Annotated in this window: 19 protein-coding genes and 1 tRNA gene; 10 read left to right on the forward strand and 10 right to left on the reverse strand. The window is 65.2% G+C overall.

Features of this window, described 5'->3' with window-relative positions; translation table 11 throughout:
* Nucleotides 1-190 precede the first annotated feature (190 nt).
* Entirely contained in the window at nt 191-1261 is a 1071-nt protein-coding gene (locus tag IT430_18795) for a hypothetical protein (GenBank protein MCC6909988.1), read from the reverse strand.
* 146 nt (nt 1262-1407) lie between these two features.
* Between IT430_18795 and IT430_18800 the strand changes: the two genes are divergently transcribed.
* The 8 genes from IT430_18800 to IT430_18835 all read left to right on the forward strand — a co-directional run bounded on the left by IT430_18800 (nt 1408) and on the right by IT430_18835 (nt 11323).
* The gene (locus IT430_18800) at nt 1408-2184 is read left to right on the forward strand and encodes a 16S rRNA (uracil(1498)-N(3))-methyltransferase (protein ID MCC6909989.1); all 777 of its coding nucleotides are present in this window, start codon (nt 1408-1410) and stop codon (nt 2182-2184) included.
* Between the two features lie 59 nt (nt 2185-2243).
* A tRNA-Ala gene (locus IT430_18805) sits at nt 2244-2316 on the forward strand.
* A gap of 219 nt (nt 2317-2535) precedes the next feature.
* Nucleotides 2536-3912, forward strand: coding sequence for a site-specific integrase (locus IT430_18810; protein MCC6909990.1), 1377 nt, complete (start codon nt 2536-2538; stop codon nt 3910-3912).
* A gap of 218 nt (nt 3913-4130) precedes the next feature.
* The gene (locus IT430_18815) at nt 4131-4514 is read left to right on the forward strand and encodes a hypothetical protein (protein ID MCC6909991.1); all 384 of its coding nucleotides are present in this window, start codon (nt 4131-4133) and stop codon (nt 4512-4514) included.
* Between the two features lie 4 nt (nt 4515-4518).
* Nucleotides 4519-6615, forward strand: coding sequence for an AAA family ATPase (locus IT430_18820; GenBank protein MCC6909992.1), 2097 nt, complete (start codon nt 4519-4521; stop codon nt 6613-6615).
* A 978-nt stretch (nt 6616-7593) separates the two neighbouring features.
* Nucleotides 7594-7893 carry a hypothetical protein gene (locus IT430_18825; GenBank protein MCC6909993.1) on the forward strand — a complete coding sequence of 100 codons (300 nt, stop codon included), beginning with the start codon at nt 7594-7596 and terminating at the stop codon, nt 7891-7893.
* Nucleotides 7890-9923 carry a phage terminase large subunit family protein gene (locus tag IT430_18830; protein ID MCC6909994.1) on the forward strand — a complete coding sequence of 678 codons (2034 nt, stop codon included), beginning with the start codon at nt 7890-7892 and terminating at the stop codon, nt 9921-9923. The genes IT430_18825 and IT430_18830 overlap by 4 nt, the downstream gene beginning before the upstream one ends.
* A 164-nt stretch (nt 9924-10087) precedes the next feature.
* A complete protein-coding gene (locus IT430_18835; protein ID MCC6909995.1) occupies nt 10088-11323 on the forward strand; it encodes a site-specific DNA-methyltransferase in 1236 nt (411 codons plus the stop codon).
* A 15-nt stretch (nt 11324-11338) separates the two neighbouring features.
* Here IT430_18835 and IT430_18840 read toward each other — a convergent pair whose 3' ends face one another.
* The 9 genes from IT430_18840 to IT430_18880 all read right to left on the reverse strand — a co-directional run bounded on the left by IT430_18840 (nt 11339) and on the right by IT430_18880 (nt 15625).
* Nucleotides 11339-12148 (reverse strand): hypothetical protein, encoded by an 810-nt coding sequence (locus IT430_18840; GenBank protein MCC6909996.1) that lies wholly within the window; start codon nt 12146-12148, stop codon nt 11339-11341.
* An 84-nt stretch (nt 12149-12232) separates the two neighbouring features.
* Entirely contained in the window at nt 12233-12760 is a 528-nt protein-coding gene (locus IT430_18845) for a hypothetical protein (GenBank protein ID MCC6909997.1), read from the reverse strand.
* A complete protein-coding gene (locus IT430_18850; GenBank protein MCC6909998.1) occupies nt 12744-12932 on the reverse strand; it encodes a hypothetical protein in 189 nt (62 codons plus the stop codon). The genes IT430_18845 and IT430_18850 overlap by 17 nt, the downstream gene beginning before the upstream one ends.
* A complete protein-coding gene (locus tag IT430_18855; GenBank protein MCC6909999.1) occupies nt 12929-13153 on the reverse strand; it encodes a hypothetical protein in 225 nt (74 codons plus the stop codon). Before IT430_18855 ends, IT430_18850 begins: the two co-directional genes overlap by 4 nt.
* A 3-nt stretch (nt 13154-13156) precedes the next feature.
* Nucleotides 13157-14230, reverse strand: coding sequence for a winged helix-turn-helix domain-containing protein (locus IT430_18860; protein ID MCC6910000.1), 1074 nt, complete (start codon nt 14228-14230; stop codon nt 13157-13159).
* Between the two features lie 45 nt (nt 14231-14275).
* Complete coding sequence (locus IT430_18865; protein ID MCC6910001.1) at nt 14276-14584, reverse strand: hypothetical protein; 309 nt, start codon at nt 14582-14584, stop codon at nt 14276-14278.
* Nucleotides 14585-14596: 12 nt separating this feature from the next.
* The gene (locus tag IT430_18870) at nt 14597-14833 is read right to left on the reverse strand and encodes a hypothetical protein (protein MCC6910002.1); all 237 of its coding nucleotides are present in this window, start codon (nt 14831-14833) and stop codon (nt 14597-14599) included.
* 24 nt (nt 14834-14857) lie between these two features.
* A complete protein-coding gene (locus IT430_18875; GenBank protein ID MCC6910003.1) occupies nt 14858-15112 on the reverse strand; it encodes a hypothetical protein in 255 nt (84 codons plus the stop codon).
* Between the two features lie 42 nt (nt 15113-15154).
* Complete coding sequence (locus IT430_18880) at nt 15155-15625, reverse strand: hypothetical protein (protein ID MCC6910004.1); 471 nt, start codon at nt 15623-15625, stop codon at nt 15155-15157.
* Nucleotides 15626-15947: 322 nt separating this feature from the next.
* Here IT430_18880 and IT430_18885 point away from each other — a divergent pair, with 322 nt between their 5' ends.
* Nucleotides 15948-16169: a hypothetical protein gene (locus IT430_18885; protein ID MCC6910005.1), complete on the forward strand. Its 222-nt coding sequence runs from the start codon at nt 15948-15950 to the stop codon at nt 16167-16169.
* A complete protein-coding gene (locus tag IT430_18890; protein ID MCC6910006.1) occupies nt 16159-18429 on the forward strand; it encodes a phage terminase large subunit family protein in 2271 nt (756 codons plus the stop codon). Before IT430_18885 ends, IT430_18890 begins: the two co-directional genes overlap by 11 nt.
* The last annotated feature ends 21 nt before the right edge of the window (nt 18430-18450 follow it).

An 18450-nucleotide genomic window follows, 5' to 3' on the forward strand; every position in this document is an offset into this window, starting at 1 on the left:
AGCGCAGGCCATGCGGGCGCGCGACAAGGCGCGCGCTGTCTGCGCGGTTTCGCTGTGTATCTTTGTGCCTTTGAGACTTCGTGCTAGAGGTTAGAAGTGCGCTCATCGCTCGATCGTCGTGGCGATGACTGGTCATTGGCGAACACCAGCCCTCTTCTCTGCGCTCTCGGCGTCTCTGCGGTGTAGGCCCTCAGAACCAGCGGCTAAGGACGATGATGTACGCGACGCCGGCGAGGGTGATGTTGAGCACCGTGAAGGCGAGCACGACGTAGCGCGTCGGCGGCGTCCAGCGACTCCAGGGTTCATTCATTGCCGCCATCCCGCGCAGCGCCGCACGCACAGCGCGCGCCCGCCAGCGCGAATCGGGCGGCTCGCTCGCGGTGGGCGTTTCGACCAGCGCCTCGCGTTCCTGCTGAGCGGCCGAATCGCGGCGCGGCCCATCGGACTTGGCGAACCCGCCATCGAGATCGGCAGCGCCCGTTGAGCGCCGGTTCGAGTTCGGCTTGACGCGGCGCATGGAGGCATCGCCGCTTTTGACGACTCGACGGGGAGATTCGCCGTCGACGCGCTCGGCCGAATCTGCGGGCGAAGCAGCGCCGGCCATCGCCACGGCCTCGTCGCCCGCGCCGGTTTCGAACTCATCCTGCTCCATCGCGCGCTGCGCGGCGTCGGCGATCACCGCATCCACTGCGGCGATATCCATCGGCGGCGCCGCGGCATCGACCGCGTCATTTCCACTGGGCGCCGCTGCCGCCGGAAAGTCATCCTCGATCTCCGGCGCGGCTGACGGCAGGTCTTCAGCGTCGTCAACGCCTGCCGCGTGCCCGGCCTCGGCGAGAATCGCATCCACCTGGGACTGCAGCGCCGCTGGATCGACGGGATCATCGAGGGGCGGCGCGCTCGCGGGTGATTCTTCGACGTTTGCAGCCTCCGCAGCGGCCGACGCGGGCTTATCCACGGCAGCGGGATCCGGCGGCGCAGGATTCTGTGGCGATTCATCCACGGGCGTTGATTGAGGCGGCGGGGCATCGCCGACCAGTTCCGACATCGCCTGCACCTGCTGCTCGGCTTCATCAAGCAGTGCTTCCACCTGGGCCTCGACCTGCGCCTCGTTCGGCGACTGAACTGGCGGCTCAACGGTCTGCGGCGCGGGCGCGTTCGACGGGCGCGGCGCCGGCTTGTGACTCGGCGGCCCGTCGGCCTTGAGCGGCACCGGCGCGGCGGGCGACTTCCCCGAAGTTGGACGCGACTTGCCTGCCATGGCTCCCCTGAACGCCGCGGCGTCCGGTAACGCTGCCGGGCATGCGGCGCGGCATACTCGTTATGATCGTCCGTCCCGCCTGCCGACTCAAGGCCCGGCCGTAGGATCATCGCGGCCAATGACGCTTTCCCGCGCTGGAGCGACGCGTGTCCCTGCACCGCATCTACCTTCCCCAACCCGATGAACTGAGCCTCGAAACCGGCAGCGTGCTCGAAATCGCCGGCCCCGAGGCCCACCACGCCTTGGCGGTCAAGCGGATCGCCGCGGGCGACCGCGTCGAGGTGTTCGACGGGCGGGGGCTCATCGTCGCCGGGGCTGTCGTTGCGGCGGGCAAGCGGAGACTCTCGCTGCGCGTCGAGTCGGCCGAGCGCTCGCCCCGGCCTGAGCCGGAGGTGATCATCGCCGCCCCGCCGCCCAAGGGGCCGCGCGCGGAGATGATGATCGAGCAACTGAGCCAGGCCGGCGCTTCGCGCTGGGCGCCGCTTCTGACAGAGCGAAGCATCGTCGAGCCGCGCGACAAGCGGGTCGCCCGCTGGCGCGAATCGACGGCGGTGGAATCGGCCAAGCAGTGCGGCCGGGCGTGGCTCATGGATATTGACGAGCCGATGCCGCTGGAGCGATGCCTGGCGCGCGCCGGCGGATTGCTCGTGCTGGTGGCCGATGCGGCGGGCAAGCCGTGCGTTGAGGCGATCGACCGTGCGCGCAGCCGGGCGGCGATCCTGCTGCTCGTCGGACCGGAAGGCGGCTTCAGCAGCGCCGAACGGGAAATCATCGCTCGCGCAGGGGCCATTGCCGTGTCACTGGGGCCGCACATCCTGCGCATTGAGACAGCCGCAGTGATCGGAGCGGCGGCGGTGGTGCAGTGCCTCGCTTTGAGCCCGGCACCCAGGGGCCCCTCCGCATCCGTGGATCGATCCGGTTGACGCTCACCGCGGCCGGGCTAACCTTGATATTGCGGCGGCTCCAGAGAGTCGCCTGCTCCGGGGCTGTAGCTCAGCTGGGAGAGCGCTTGCATGGCATGCAAGAGGTCGTCGGTTCGATCCCGATCAGCTCCATTGCCGGACAACTAACGCCGAGTCCGAGGTTTACGGACACCCGCCGACGTTCGGCGGTGCGGCCTGAAGCGCAAAACCGCGCGGTGTACACCGCGCAAAACGCGATCAGGAGGCCGCACCATGCCAAAGAACCGTCCCCCAAAACCGAATTCTCCGCGAACCCAGATCGCGCTGAGGCCCCCGGGCTATCGCTCGCGACGCGGCTATGAGCAGGCTCTCGTGACGCTCACCGACTCGCGCACCAAAAAGCGCCGCGATTACTGGCTCGGGCCCTTTGGCAGCCCGCAGAGTCGCGAGCTCTACCACCTGCTCATCGCGCAGTGGGAAGCGCTGGACCGGCGCCTGCCCGACCAGCTCTATGCCCAGCAGCGCATCGCCATGCAGATCAGATCGACCCGCGGCGCGCACGGCGGCGAGAGCAGGCTCGAAGCAGATGAGACGATCAGCGACCTCATCGGCGCCTACTGGCGCTGGACGAAGACGTACTACTCGAGCTCGGAGCGCACGCTCATCAAGGGCGCGCTGCGCATCGTGCGCAAACTTTTCGGCTCCACGCCGGCGAGCGAGTTCGGCCCCAACCGCCTGCGGCTGGTGCGCGATGACATGGTGCGCGGCGACCCCCATGGCGACAAACCTCGCATCGCCTGGTCGCGGCCCTACGTCAACGGCCAGATCCACCGGGTGTGCGCCATGTTCAAGTGGGCGGCTTCGCACGAGAAGCTCCCGGCGTCGATCTACCAGCAGCTCAAGACCGTGCCGGCGCTCAAGCGCGGCCGAAGCCCCGCCCGCGAAACCAAACCCGTCGGCCCCGTCGCGGTCGAGACCGTTGAAGCCACGCGTCCCTTCCTGAGCCGCCAGGTCAACGCCCTCATCGACCTGCAGCTCAACACCGGGGCCCGCGGCGGCGAGCTCTTCATGCTCCGTCCCCGTGACCTGGTGATGGAAGACTCCAAGGGCGTGTGGATGGTCTACCTCAAGCAGCACAAGACCGCTCATCACGGCCACGCCCGAACTCTCTACCTCGGCCCCAAGGCGCAGGCGGCCATCCGGCCCTTCCTCAGCGGCGCCGCCCTGGACGCCTGTCTCTTCAGTCCCGCCCAGGCCGAGCAGGAGCGCCTCGCGGCGCGGGCGGCGGCGCGCAAGACTCCACTCTCGTGTGGCAACGTGCCCGGGTCCAATCGGGTGCAGAGCCGCCGATGGACGCCCGCCGACCACTACACCGCCGACAGTTACCGCCGCGCCATCGAGCGGGCCTGCGATCAGGCCTTTCCTCATCCCGATCCCGTCTATCACCGCCAGCGGATCATCGTCCCGGGCGCACGCAGTGATCGCAAGCCGCGCACTCGCCTGGAGACGCTCAAAGAGGTGCACGAGCGCCTCACCGTAGAGCAGCGCGAGGAGCTCAATCGCTGGCGCAAGGCCCACCGCTGGCATCCGCACCAGCTGCGCCACACCGCCGCGACCATCATCCGCCGCGAGTGCGGACTTGAGGCGGCGCGCATCGCGCTGGGTCACTCCAGCGCCCTGGTGACGGACGCGGTGTACGCCCAGCGCGACATGGACAAGGTGGTCGAGGTAATGAAGCGCATCGGGTGAGGCGAATCCAGGGTCAGAAACATTTCGGAAACCTTTTGTTTTCGACCGTTGGTCAAGCAATCCAGTGCCAGCGAACCCCCGAGAAATCGGGGGCTTTTCGTTGTCGCGAGAACGGAAACCTTGGTTTCTGGAAACGGGGCAAAAGGTTTCTGGATCGAGGCTATCCGATATGCCTGCATTAAAACCTTTGCAGTGAACGCAAACACGCGGAGGTATGCATGATCAACGCAAGCGAGACAATCGACCACATCACGCTCGGGCAGGCCAGCCACCTCGTCCCGGGCCGGCCCTCGACCAATTGCATGTGGCGCTGGTGCCGCAAGGGTGTGCTGGCCCGTAGCGGCGAGCGCATCCGACTCGAGCATGTGCGCATCGGCGGACGGATCTTCACGCGACCGACGTGGGTGGAGGAGTTCAGCAGGCGCCTGACCGAGGCGGATATCTCCTACTTCGACGCCAGAGAGCAGGAAGCCAGAGAACTGCCGCCGCGCGACCCGCGGTTCGATCCCCCCAAACGGCACCGCCGCTTGCCGCGCCCGGCTCGCGCGATCGCTCACGATCAGGTTGAAATCGATCGCGAACTGGACGAGGAAGGACTGTGAATCGGTGATCGCTCTCCCGACGGGTCATCTTGCTGCCGTCGCGCAAGCCTACCTCAAGGCAGGACTGTGCGTGCTGCCCGCTGATCGAGAGACGAAGCGCCCGGTACTTCCCGCCTGGAAGGAGTTCCAGGAGCGATGTCCCTCGGAAGATGAAGTTGACGAGTGGTTCAGCGCCCGGATCGACGCGATCTGTCTCGTCTGCGGGGCCGTCTCGGGCAACCTGGAGATCATCGATTTCGACGCGGGCGGGGAGATGTACGAGGCGTGGCGGGCGCTGGTGGAGGAAAACGCTCCCGGCCTGGTCGAACGACTTGGCATCGAGCGCACGCCTTCAGGCGGTTATCACATCGCCTACCGCGCTCAGACGCCCGTGTTGGGGAGCGCCAAACTTGCCCAGCGGCGGGTGGAAACCGACGGCCCTGAACAGGTGCCGAACTGCGGCAAGACATTCAAACCGCGGAAGGACCGCGCTACGGGACAGTGGTTCGCGACTGTCACGCTCATTGAGACGCGAGGCGAAGGCGGGCTGTCTCTTTGTGCGCCGTCGCCGAAGTACGAGATGATCCAAGGGGATCTCGCAGCACTGCCGACCATCACCGAGGACGAGCGGGAGATCCTGCTTGGCTGCGCATCCGACCTCAACGAGATCCCACTGAAAGTAATCGACGCGCCTCGCACTTCGCTGCAGAGCAAAGGCGAGGGAAATCGGCCCGGTGATGACTACAACGAGCGCGGGGATGTGCGTGGGCTGCTCGTCAAGCACGGATGGACGCTCGCTCGCGGCGGTGAGAACGAGCACTGGCGGCGGCCGGGAAAGAACTCTGGGGTGAGCGCGACGCTCAAGAACGGCGTGTTTTACGTGTTCTCGTCGAATGCCTCACCCTTCGAACCTAGCAGGGGCTATTCGCGCTTCACGGTCTACGCCTTGCTCGAACACGACGGAGACTACGTCGCAGCGGCATCGGACCTACGCGTCCAGGGCTATGGCGTCACGACCGACGGCCACGTCAAGGAGCGTCCGCCGCAGCCGCGCAATCCTTACTTGGTCCGTTCGACTCCAATCGTCGGGCCGTCGATCCTGAGCGTGCGCGAGTTGATCGTTCGACACCCCCGCCAGCGCGAGCCGGTGGTCGAGGGGCTGCTGCGCCTCGGCGAGACGATGAACCTGATCGCCGCCTCCAAGTCCCGTAAGAGCTGGTCGGCGCATGCCCTGGCCATTGCGATCGCCACAGGCCGCTCCTGGCTGGATCGGTTCCCGACGGTGCGCGGCGAGGTCCTCATTCTCGACAACGAGCTGCACCACGAGACACTCGCCTACCGCATTCCGCGCATTGTCGAGGCGATGGGCATCCCTCTGGCCGATGTGCAGGACCGCATTCACGTCGACAGCCTGCGCGGGCGCTGTCCTGATGTCTTCGGCCTGCGAGACTACTTCGAATCGCTCGAGCCCGGGCGGTATCGCATGATCATCCTCGATGCCTTCTACCGCTTCCTGCCGCGCGGCGTGAACGAGAATGACAACGGCTCGATGGCGCAGTGCTACAACGCAATCGATGGCTGCGCAGACCAGATGCAGAGCTCGTTCTGCCTGCTCCACCACGCTTCCAAGGGCAACCAATCTTTCAAGTCGGTTACGGACGTCGGAGCCGGCGCCGGGAGCCTGAGTCGTGCCACCGACACCCACCTCGTGCTGCGGCCCCACGAACAGAGTGACGTGGTCGTTCTCGAGGCGGCGGGGCGCTCGTGGGCTTCGGTCAAGCCGGTCTGTCTGCGCTGGCGGCACCCGCTGTGGGTTGTGGATGAGGGCCTCGATCCGACGGCGCTCAAGTCCGAGCGCCCACAACGACGTACGAGGGAGTCGCGGCGTTCCAGGGCCTCGGCGGAGGTGGATGTGATCGTCGCCACGTACTTCAGTGCCGAGCCGGTCGCCAAGGTTGCCGTGTTGGAAATCATCCGCGACAAGGAAGGCCTCTCGGTTCGAATGGCAGAACGTCTTGTCAAGGAAGCTGAAACGAGCGGTCTCATTCATCGCTGGAGCGTGGGCCGGGCACACAAGGTCTGCTATGCCACCGTGCCGCAACCTGAGGGGAGCAGCGAATGAGTGCCATCGCTGCTCCAGGTCGGTTTCGCTCGCGCGCGCACTCGCTCAAGCGCTGCGCCGAAGCGCTGGAGCGAACACAAGACCGTGCTGAAGGGCTTCGCTCGCGCGCTCAAGCATCCCCCCACACCCCCCATGTGCGCGCGCGAGCGACGCACATTGGAATTGACGGCTCAAGCGCTCAAGCGCGTGAGCGCGCGAGCGAGGAACTTGCCGAACAACCCGGAGACTCCAGCCGAGTCTGGCCGCTAGTGCAACTGGGGTGTATTGGGGCCGAGCGGCCGTCGCCACAAACGCCGCGCGACCGCGAACAGCACGCCACCCGGCCCAACGTGCGCCGTAACGGGGCAAACGGGGCGGCGCACGTCGCGCCGTCCAGCCGCCACACCGGCCCAGAACCGCCACAGGTCGCCGGAAGGGGGTGGCGGTATCGGCCCAGTACCGCCAGATTCCTTGGTTCCTTCCGGGCCGATTTGAGCGTCGCGGGTCGAACATCGCGGCGTGAATGCGAATTCCGGTCAACCGCGCGATGGGTTGACACTGGTTGACGGGTTGACAAGCAGAGGCGATCCCACGCTGCAAACGGCGATTCATGGACTTCGACCGCAGGTTCGGGTTGACAAGATGGCGCGATCGAGCGGCAATGGCGATGGAGCGGACTCTCTTCACACGTTGGAGGAAGTGGCATCTCACTTCGGTGTGAGTAAGCAGGCGGTGTCAAAGTGGCGCAAGCGCCATCCCGACTGCCCGCTCCGGGCGCAGGCGCCGTGGCCCGCCAAAGAGGTCGCCTCGTGGCATGCAAGAACCGTCGCCATGCGGCGCGCCGACTCCGGCTTGGACGCCGTTCCGTCGCAGTCGGTCAGGCCGCCGGTGGTCCCTTCAGCGGCCTTCGCATCATCGGTCTCCACCGGAACGACCGGGCCAATCGGCAACCTGACGGAAGAGATTCGCCAACTCCCCGCTGCTCATCGATTGCGGGCAATGCAGCATCTCGAGATGATCGAGCGCCTTCGGTTTGAGAGGCGGGTGCGCGAGGGCGAGTTCATCTCCGCTCCGGAGGTCAAAAAAGCCCTGACCGTCCGTGCCCGCGCCTTCCGCAAGGTCATGGAGTCCCTGTCCCGCGCGCTTGAGCACCACCCCGAACTCGATGATCTGGATCACCAGATTCGGAGAAGAGCCGCCGGCGTCGTCGACGCACTCGTCCAGGAGGCACTCGAGCATCTCGCCGCGGAGGCCGCGCGGGCCGCATCCATCGTCTGCGGGGAGGAGGTTCAGTCATGAAGCGGGTTACCCTCGACCGGCCGCCTGCGATCGAATGGACGCCCGAGGAGGCGCGGGAGTTCAAACCCACGGGCTCGCTCACATGCAGCCAGTGGGCCGAGCGGCACCGTTACCTAGATGATCGCCAGTCGGAGATCACCGGCCCGTGGCGCAACGCCAATGCCGCCTACCTCCGCGGCATCATGGATCTTGGGTTTCTGCCCGGGGTGCGCGAAATCACCATCGTCAAGGCGGCCCAGGTGGGGGTCAGTGAGGCGATGCGGAACGTGCTGGCGTACGTCGCCCACCACGACCCGAGTCCGAGCGGCCTGCTCCTCCCTGACAAGCTCAAGGGCGAGCAGATCGTGAACGATCGCATTCTGCCCATGTTCCGGGTCACCACGGTCCTGCAATCGCTGATGACCGAGCGCGCTCATGACGCGAAAAAGAGCCAACTGACGCTCGCCAATTCATTCACACTGTACTTGATGTGGTCAGGATCGGCTTCGAGCCTGGCCTCAAATCCGCTCCGCTTCGCGATCGCCGATGAGACGGACAAGTTCGTTCCATTCTCCGGGCGCGAGGCCGACCCGGTCTCTCTGCTGCGCAAGCGCCAGACGACCTTCATCGGGATGGGACGAGCCCGACTGTGGAAAGTGAGTACACCCACGACGGACCTGGGTGTGATATGGCGTGAACATCAGGCTGCGGACGTCCAGCTCTATTTCCTTGTGCCCTGCCCCAAATGCGACTCCAAGCAGCGGCTGATCTTCGAACAGGTGAAGTGGGAGATCCCCGCGGAGATCACCGACCCCGTCGAGAAGGCGAAATACGTCGAAGCCCATGGCGCTGAAGGAGTTGTCTGGTACGAGTGCCGCTCCTGCGGTCACCGACTCGATGAGGCCGCCAAACGAGTGGCGGTGGCTGCCGGCAAATGGGGAACGTGCAATCCCGATGGGCTCGCGAACGGCGAGGTCGAGGACGCCGAGTCCCTTCCCGGCTTCCGCCGCGGCACGCGGCTGTCGATGCACATTTCGGCTCTGTATTGCAAGTGGATCACCTTGGCGGATATCGCCGGCGAGTTCCTGCGCACGCAGTCGAGTCCAAGCGTTGGACCGCTCTTCGACTTCACCACCGGGACACTCGGCGAGGCGTTTGAGCAGCGGATCACCCGAATCGAGAATAACTCGTTCTCTGATCTCTCTGAGGCTGCGCAGCACGACGAGGGGGTCGTACCTCCATGGGCCGCGTCGCTCATTGCCGCCATTGATACGCAGCAGGATCACTTTTGGTGCGTTGTCCGCGCCTGGGGCCCGCAGATGCGGTCGCAGCGCATCTGGCATGGCCGGCTCGAGTCATTCGAGGAACTCGATCAGATCTGTACCACGCCCTTCAGAGTCGCTGGCGACATGTTCCCACCAATGACCGTCTGCGCGGGCGGAATCGCGGCGATCGACTCCGGCGGCACGACCGAGCGAGGGGCTCGCCTGAGTCGCACCCAAGAGGTGTACCGCTGGGCGATGGATCGAACGTCGTGGGTCCTGGTAGTGAAAGGCACTCGGCGACAGGTCGAGGGCCAGGGTTGGAAGCAGGGGCGAGGATATTACGACCTCGGCGGCGGTGCTGACAAGATCGAAGTCCGCCTGTGGCTGCTCGACGTAAACCGTGGTCAGGATGAACTTGTGGACTGGGTTCGTCGCAGTCGCGACGCCGATCCCGATAAGGCGATCTGGATGCTGAATCGCCGCAATGACCCCGTCTACAACCAGCACTTGTCGAACATGCACAAAATCGCGGTGCGTGAGGGCAACACCATGAAAGAGCGCTGGGTACCGATTCGGGCGGGCGCCCATATCGATCTCCGTGATTGCGAAGTCTATCAGATTTTCGCAGCGTACCTGCATCGAGTTCATCTGCTGCCCGATGTCGCGAGCTTCATTGAGCACAAGAAGCAGGCCATTGCGGCTGCGCAGCGACCGCGTCGGAAGGCGCGCCCGTTCACTATGCCTGATGGTCGACCCTACCTCGTTACAGAAAGGGGCGGATGGTGACTACCACACAACGACGTCGAAAGGGTCGGGACACGCCGGAAGAAGCGCGCACTCCGCCTTCGAGGCGGCCATTGCGGCTTGAGTGGGTCGAGGCAGGTTCGCTCGCCGAGAACCCTCGGAATTGGCGCCGACACCCAGAAGGTCAAGTTGCTGCGCTCAAGCACATGCTCGCCGATCCGTCGGTAGGGTGGGCGGGGGCGCTGCTGTTCAATGAACAGACCGGACGGCTCATCGATGGCCATGCTCGCCGCAACGTCGTCGATCCAAGGTCGCTCGTACCCGTACTCGTGGGATCCTGGACAGAGCAGGCGGAACGAAAGATCCTGCTCTCGCTCGATCCAATCTCGAGCATGGCCCAGGCAGATGCAGCCGTGTTGAGAGCTCTGATCGAAGAGGTCGATCTGAGCGGCCATGACATTGAACTCGCGGGACTGGTTGCGGCACTGGAGGGAATGGTCGATCATGCCTTGACTATCGAGGCAGCGGCGTTGGAATTGCAACAGGGGCTCACCGATCCGGATGCGATCCCCGAACCGCCCGATGAGCCGATCACGAAGCGCGGCGATTTGTGGATTCTCGGTGAGCACCGGTTGCTGTGTGGCGACTCCGCAAGCGCGACCGATGTCGATCGACTGCTCGATGGTCAGCCGATTCACCTGGTCAACACGGACCCGCCGTACAACGTGAAGGTCGAGCCGCGATCGAACAACGCGATCGCCGCCGGCAACTCGTCGTTCCCCGAGGCGAAGAAGAAGCGCACGCATCATCAGTCGTTTGACGTGGCCCGCCAGGGCGAGAAGAAGCGGACGACGAAGAAGATGCGGGCCAAGGACCGGCCGCTCGCCAACGACTTTATGACCGACGAAGCGTTCGACGAGATGCTCGATGCGTGGTTCGGCAACATGGCTCGCGTGCTCATTCCCGGCGGCGGCTTCTACATCTGGGGCGGATACGCGAACCTTGGGAACTACCCCGGCCCGCTCAAGCGCGCAGGGTTGTACTTCAGCCAAGGGATTGTGTGGGATAAACAGCACCCGGTCCTCACACGCAAAGACTACATGGGCGCGTTTGAGATCGCGTTCTACGGATGGCGAGAAGGCGCCGCGCACCGCTTCTTCGGCCCGAACAACGCCACCGACCTCTGGCACGTCAAGAAGGTCAACCCAGCGTCGATGGTGCACTTGACTGAAAAGCCCGTCGAGTTGGCGGTTCGGGCCCTGCAATACTCTTCGCACGCCGGCGAGAACGTGCTCGATCTGTTCGGCGGATCGGGTTCCAGTCTCATTGCCGCCGAGCAGACGCAGCGCCGCGCGTTCCTGATGGAACTCGATCCGGCGTATTGCGACGTGATCGTGCAGAGATACGAGCAATTCACGGGGAAGAAGGCAGAGCGAGCCTAGATGCCTGAGCAGAAACTACACCATGAACTTCTCGAACACCGGAACCATTTCTTCAGCGATGTGACGGTGAGTTGCCCGAAGAAAGTGGCGCGCGGTCTTGGGCCCGGTCCGGTACGGCGCATCGAACGCCACGTCAAGATCGAACGATGGCTCGAAATTGGCGACTCCATCGGGTCCAGCAATAAGGAACGCAATTTCATCACCATCTCTGAGTCCCGTCAGATCGTTCGTACCGAGACACCGCACGAGCATACTTCCTCTGATGCCGACACCCATCCGCCTGACAGCGGCCCCCAGCAGCGTAGGAAGTCGATGCTTGTCTTGATTCCAAAGGCCATTGAGGCGATAGAGCAGCGCGGGGTCGCCCGCAGGGCAATTGAAGATCTGCTGACGTTCAATCCACTGCTGGAGTTCCGGAGGCAGTCGCTTGATCGTCCTCGCACCGTTCTGCCGGAAGGAGGTCGCGTTTGGCGCAAACGGCAGGCAGATCCGTTCGCTGGCGCCGTGCAACCGTCCGCACGCCCAAACGAGGTTGTCCGCTGCCGACCGAAGGTTGTGTACGGCATCGGCAGCCATGAATCTCAGATCAATAGGGGCGTCGCGACGGACTTGAAACCGGTACGAAATCCGAGTCAGCTCGACATCCTCAACTGGGTCGCGACCGGCCGGCTCCAATTCGTTGCGGATGTAGAACGGCTCGCCTTTCAAGAATTCATCAACGTTGAATTCGAACTCGCCGATTCGGCTCAACGCCCAACGCATTCTGGCCTTCGCGAGTGCGAGCGATTCGGCTGCCTCGGCATTCACGCTGCTCTGGGATGGCATTCGAGGCATTCTAGCTTGCGTTCCCGCAGACACAGCCGCGGCGGCGGGTGCTGCGGCTGTGAATGGTGGTCGCGGACTCGCGGCCTACTCGCTCGGCGCCGCCTCCTCCGGCCCCTTATGGCGCAAGGCGTGATACTCGATCAGCGCATCCTCGTAGACGAAGTCGCTGGCGGCGCCGTTCTTGCGTTGGCGTGCCGGGACGATGCACCCTCGCTCCTTGAGGAACGCGACGGCGGTCGCGACCTGCGACCACGGCGGCATGCTGGCTTCGTCGCCGCCTCCTACCTTGGCCCTGATCTCCTCCATCGTGAACGCGGCATTTCCCATCTGCTCGATCGCGTACGCCACGTCGTCGAACACCTGCTTGGTGCACATGTGCTCGTAGGGCTGGCCGCGTTTGGGTACGACGCGCCGCAGCAGCGCGCCGCTGGTGGCGTCCACGGCGAACGATTCGCCGGGACCGCCGTCTGGCCTTTGCGTTGCCGCATTGACCGCGTCGGCGAGGGCTTCCCATTCCTCGGCGGTGATCATCTGGTCTTCGCGGGCTTCGAGCAGGCGCTGGGCCGCGAGCAGCACCTGGCGCAGGGCGTTGGTCTCATGGCTGCTGGTCATGATCATCACCACCTCTCGGCCGCAATGCCGGCGGCGTGTAGACATTCAGGCAGGTGGTGCAGCGGACGCGCTGCCCATCGTCGATCCAGATCAGGTTGTCAACGTGGCGCTCGCCGCAGCGCGGGCAGGCGTCCTCCGGCTCGACGAGATGTTGTTCATGCTCAGCCGTCATGGCTCCACCTCCCCGCGCGATTCGCTCAGGTCGAAGATGGCCACCACCGCGAGCAGGCCCACCAGCAGCGCTGTGCGTTCGTCGAGACTGGCGAGGTCGCCCGCGGCGCAGGTGCGAATGAGCGCGGCCTTCTCGGCGGCGGGCATGGCGGCCAGGGTGTCGCGCATGGTGGAGCGGGTCTGGTCGGCATGGGCGAGGAGTCGTTGGACATCGCGGTCCATCGTTTACGCTCCTTTCCGGGCCGTGAACCGGCCCTTGTCGGCTTTGATGAACCGCGCTTCCTTGCCCTTGGCCTTGATCTCGCGGATCATCGCGGCGTACAAGGTCGCGTGCGGCGTCGCGCCGTTGGTCTTCCAGCCCGCCGCGATGGCGCGCTCGGCGATCGTCTTCGCGTCGAGCGGCTCTTTCGCCCGCCCCAGGACCTGCGCGGCGGCGTCGAGTCCGCTGAGGCCCTCGCGCTTCTTGCGCGGTTTGGTTTCATCCTTGCCGCCGGTCGTCTTCTTCGTCGCCTCGGCGCGTGCCTTGGGCGCGCCGCGGTCGGGCGGCATGGTGATACCGATCTGCGCCGGCGATTTGCCGGTGAGCTGCTTGATGGACTGCTTGATGTGGAAGACGCCGGTGACCGTGCCAACGGCGTCCACCTCGCGGCAGCCGGTCTTCTCATCGACGGCCGAGGTCGCCGGCGCGCGGTAGAGCAGCGGCGTGCGGCCATCGACGCGGAAGAACAATTCGTACAACTTTCCGTTCTTCTTCCAGCACACGTGGTTGCGGCTGGTGGGCAAGCTCTCGACCTGCTTGGCGATCTCGGCGTACTGGTCCTTGTTGACCAGCGCGATGCGCGGCGGCGTGCGCCGGCACTTGCGCTTCTCAGTCGGCGGGGGAGATTCCAACTCGCCCTGCTGCGCCGCGGCCTGCTCGGCCTTCTTCACCCAGCGCGACCGCTCCTTGCCGTTGACGATCTCGGTCTTGAGGACCAGGCCCTTGGCCGCGGCCTTGGCGTCGCGCTCGGCGATGCGCTGCGCGTCCCGGTCAACAACACGGCCCCCGGGTTTCATGCCGGAGGCCGGTTGGGCGTCCTTGTTGTCGCTGCCTGCAGGCGGCGTCGTGCTCGCTTTCGGCGGCGAGCCGACCTCGGCCCGCAACCGCTGGGCGCTCTTGATGCGAACCTTCTTCTTCGTCTCGAGGTTGGTCGCGTCCCAGCCGCCGTTGCGGTTCTCGGCGTCGATGCGCACCTTGGCGATCTTGCCGCTCACCTTCGCGGTGTAGGTGCTTCCGATCTGGACTTCGTTCTTCTTCATGGTGCTGCTCCTTTCAAGAGAGCGGTTGGTGGATGTGAACCGCCGTCACATGGCGGCGAGTTCCTCGATGACTGCAAAGTTCGGCGATACCGACCAGCGCGGCCGGCCCGTCGCGTCGGTCGCGATGATGCGGCTGTTGACGTTGCACGCGTCGGCGAAGGCGTCGAACGTGCGGGCCGTGGTGCATCGTGCGGCGGCGACGATGCCTTCGGGCGTGCCATCGTGGCTGGCCACGAGGTGGCCCAGGACGACGCCGTCGCGGTCGCACGCCTCGCGGATGACAATGTTCGGCGCGCCGGCGCCGTTGCGGCGGGCGGTGCGATTTCTGTCAATCTTGGTGGCGCTGGTCTTCACGGTGCTCCTCTCTCACTTGCCGCTGGGCAGCGGCGTGATCTCGATCTTGCGTCCGCAGGCGGGACAGACCGCCTTGGTCGGCCGCGCCGACTGGCGGCCCGCCTCGTAGGCGCGCTCAAGCGCCTCCTTCACGCACCACACCGCGGTGTCGTGGAAGTCGAGGCTGTCGCTGTTGCGGGTGGCCAAGGTCTCGAGGCCCAGGATCTCGCGGGCGATGGTGTTCAGTGTGTTGTCGCGTGTGGTGCTCATGATGAGTCCTTCCTGCATGGTCTTTCAGCAGCCGGCGACGCGCTCGATCTCGAGGCGCACCGCGTGGATTTCGGAGTTGGTGCAGCGCGGCCGGCCGTGGCGGTCGCTGCCGTAGATGGCCTTGGCCGTCGCCGTCGCGGCGGCCCAGCGCTCGTCGTCGCCGCTGTGGCGCGACAGTTCGAGGCAGGTCTCGCCGAACAGAATCTGCGCTCCGTAGTCGGCGTCGCGAATCTCGATATCGCCTCGCTCGCCCTTGATGGTGATTTGCCTGATGGTCATGGTGCTGGTCCTTTCCCGCGTGGTGGCGGCTGGCGGTGCGTTTCAGATCGTGGTGATGTGGGCGACGAGCATGCAGGCCCGCACGACCGCGTCGAGTTCGCCGCGCTGGCCGGCGCTCAGCTCGTCGAACTTCTTCTCGAAGATCCGTTCGGCCAGCGCCCGTCGCGTGTTGTCGATGTCGATGGCTTCGAAGCTGTACGTCGGCGCGTAGGTGTCGCTCACCGCGACGTTGGCGCAGCCGGTCTTGTAGGCGCTGATGCCCAGTTCGATATTGAGCGAGGCGCTGACGCTGACCTGCTTCTGCACCGACTGGACGCGGATGGCGATGCTCTCGACGCGCGTGCCGGCGTGGATGACCGGCTCCTTGCCCATCGCGTGGTCGCGATCCCAGAAGGCGAGGATTTCGGCGTCGGTGTAGCCCTTGGCCCGCAGGTAGCGCAGGTCGGTTTCGCTGAACATGGCGTGTTCGCGCAGGCGCTTGCCGAGGTCGTCGTTGGTGGTTCGCGTCGTCATGGTGTTGGCTCCTTTCGCCGTTGTTGGCGGGCGGCGTATGCCGCCTCGCGTTGGACACATGAGGGCATGAACAGCGCGCACATGCAAGGGGAATTGCCGAGGATTCGAGCAGGATTCGCAGATTGTGGGCAAATGGCGGCGCATGTGGGTAGCTTCACCGATGGGGGAGCGCTGCCCGCTAGGTATGTGCTAGGTAGTGGCCGGAATCTCGCCGCGCCGGCCCCGTTTTGTGGCGGGCATGGGACCTCGTGCCCCGCGCCGGCGATGCGTCAAACCGAACTGGAGCGCCATGCCCGGGCGGCCTGACGAGCAGCGCGATCGCATGGCGGTGCTGAATCCGGCCGCATTGCCCGTGGCCGAGGTGGCGCGCCTGCTCACGCGGGCCGGTGGTCAATCAATCACCGCAGCGATGATCGAGCGCGACATCGACGACGGCGCACCGCTGAACGGTGACGGCACCGTCAATCTCGTGTTCTATGCGGCCTGGCTCGCGCGGTATCTTGCCCAGCGAGCGCCCACGGCTGGAGGAAGCCGTGGCGATTGATCCCCGCACCCTGCGACCGAGCGAGATTTGCCGCCTGCTCAATTCGACCCCATTGGGCGAGGTGATCAGCGAGCGGCAACTGCATCGGCATCGCAGCCGGGCTGGCTATCGGATCGGCGATGGAAAGACGGTCGATCTGCTCCGCTACACGGCCTGGCTCGTCGCCGAGCGGCATGCGCGACTGAACGCAGCGGCATCGATGGCGGCGGAGGCACCTCATGCGCGTGGCGATCGGCCGATGCAGCATGATCTGCCGAATTCGTTTGCGGGCCGGGAGATCTTCGCTCTGGTCGAGGTGGCCGACGTTCATCGCCGGGCGCGCTGCGAAGGGTCATTCCGGGCATTCTGTGAAACCTACTTTCCGCAAACGTTCAGCCTGCCGTGGTCGGAAGACCATCTCAAAGTCATCGAAAAGATCGAGAAGGCGGTCCTGGAGGGAGGACTCTTCGCAATGGCGATGCCGCGCGGCAGCGGCAAAACGACCCTCTGCGAGATCGCCTGCCTGTGGGCCATTCTCATCGGGGCCCGCGAGTTCGTCGCGCTCATCGGCGCCGACGAAGAGCATGCCGCCAACATGCTCGACTCGATCAAGGCGGAACTCGAAAACAACGAACTCCTGCTGACCGACTTCCCCGAGGTGCTCTTCCCGATCCACAGCCTTGAAGGCATCCACCAGCGCTCCTCGGGCCAGCTTCATGACGGCCGGCAGACGCACATCGGCTGGACCGCCAAGGAAATCGTGCTGCCGACGGTGCCCAATTCGAAGGCGAGTGGGGCGATAATTCGCGTCGCGGGCATCACCGGACGCATCCGGGGCATGAAACACAAGCGTCCTGATGGCCAGTCGGTGCGCCCCTCGCTCGTTCTCATCGACGACCCGCAGACGGATGAGTCGGCGCGATCGCCCTCGCAGTGCAATACCCGCGAGCGCATTCTCGCCGGCGCCATCCTCGGCCTGGCCGGCCCGGGCAAGAAGATCGCCGGTCTCATGACCATCACCGTGGTGCGCCCGGACGACATGGCGGATCGACTTCTCGATCGGGAGAAGCACCCGCAGTGGCAGGGTGAACGGACTCGCATGGTGTACGCGTTCCCGACCCGGGAGGCCCTGTGGGCCAAATACGCGGAAATCCGCGCCGACGGGCTGCGCCATGACGCGGGAATCGCCGCCGCGACTGCGTTCTATCGCCAACACCAAGCGGAAATGGATCAAGGCGCTGAGATTGCCTGGCCGGCGCGGTTCAATCACGATGAAGCCTCCGCGATCCAGCATGCGATGAATCTCAAGCTCCAGGACGAGGCGGCCTTCTGGGCGGAGTACCAGAACGACCCGCTACCCGAGGAGCAGGCGGACGAAGATCTGCTCAGCGCGGATCAGATTGCCGCGAAGACCAACGGCATGCGCCGTGGCGAGATCCCGATCGGTTGTTCGCATCTGACGATGTTCATTGACGTGCAGGAAAAGTGCCTGTTCTGGCTCGTGGCCGCGTGGGAGGGCGACTTCACGGGCCATGTCGTCGATTACGGCACCGAGCCGGACCAGAAGGCGGGGTATTTCACGTTGCGGGAGGTGAGGCGGACGCTGGCGATGGCCGCGCCACGCGCCGGGCTCGAAGGCGCCATCTACACCGGTCTGGAGCGAATCACAGCGGCGCTGCTTGGACGGGAGTGGAAGCGCGATGACGGCGCCATGGTGCGTATCGACCGCTGTCTGGTCGATGCGAACTGGGGCGCTTCAACCGACGTGGTGTACCAATTCTGCCGACAATCCGCCTACGCGAATGTGATGTTGCCTTCGCACGGACGCTATGTCGGCGCTTCGAGCATCCCTTTCAGCGAATACAAGCGCAAACGGAGCGACCGTGTCGGGCTGAACTGGCGCATTCCCAATGTAGCCGGCCGCCGCGCCGTGCGCCACGTGCTCTTCGACACGAACTACTGGAAATCCTTCATCCATGCCCGCCTGGCGGTGCCGATGGGCGATCCCGGCTGCGTGTCGCTCTTTGGTCGCAAGCCGGAGCCGCACCGTCTCATCGCCGAGCACCTCACGAGCGAGTACCGCGTGAAAACCGAAGGCCGGGGCCGGACCGTCGATGAGTGGAAACTCCGCCTTTCCGGCGCTGACAATCACTGGCTCGACTGCATCGTGGGTTGCGCCGTCGCGGCGTCGATGCAGGGCGCGGTTCTGTATGGCACGGATGTGCAGCGGGCTCCGCGCCGCCGTATCCGCCTTTCTGATCTCCAGGGAGGGCGGCGATGAACAGCGAAGCGAAGACGAAAC

Source organism: Phycisphaerales bacterium (assembly GCA_020852515.1).
Lineage (GTDB): Bacteria > Planctomycetota > Phycisphaerae > Phycisphaerales > UBA5793 > UBA5793.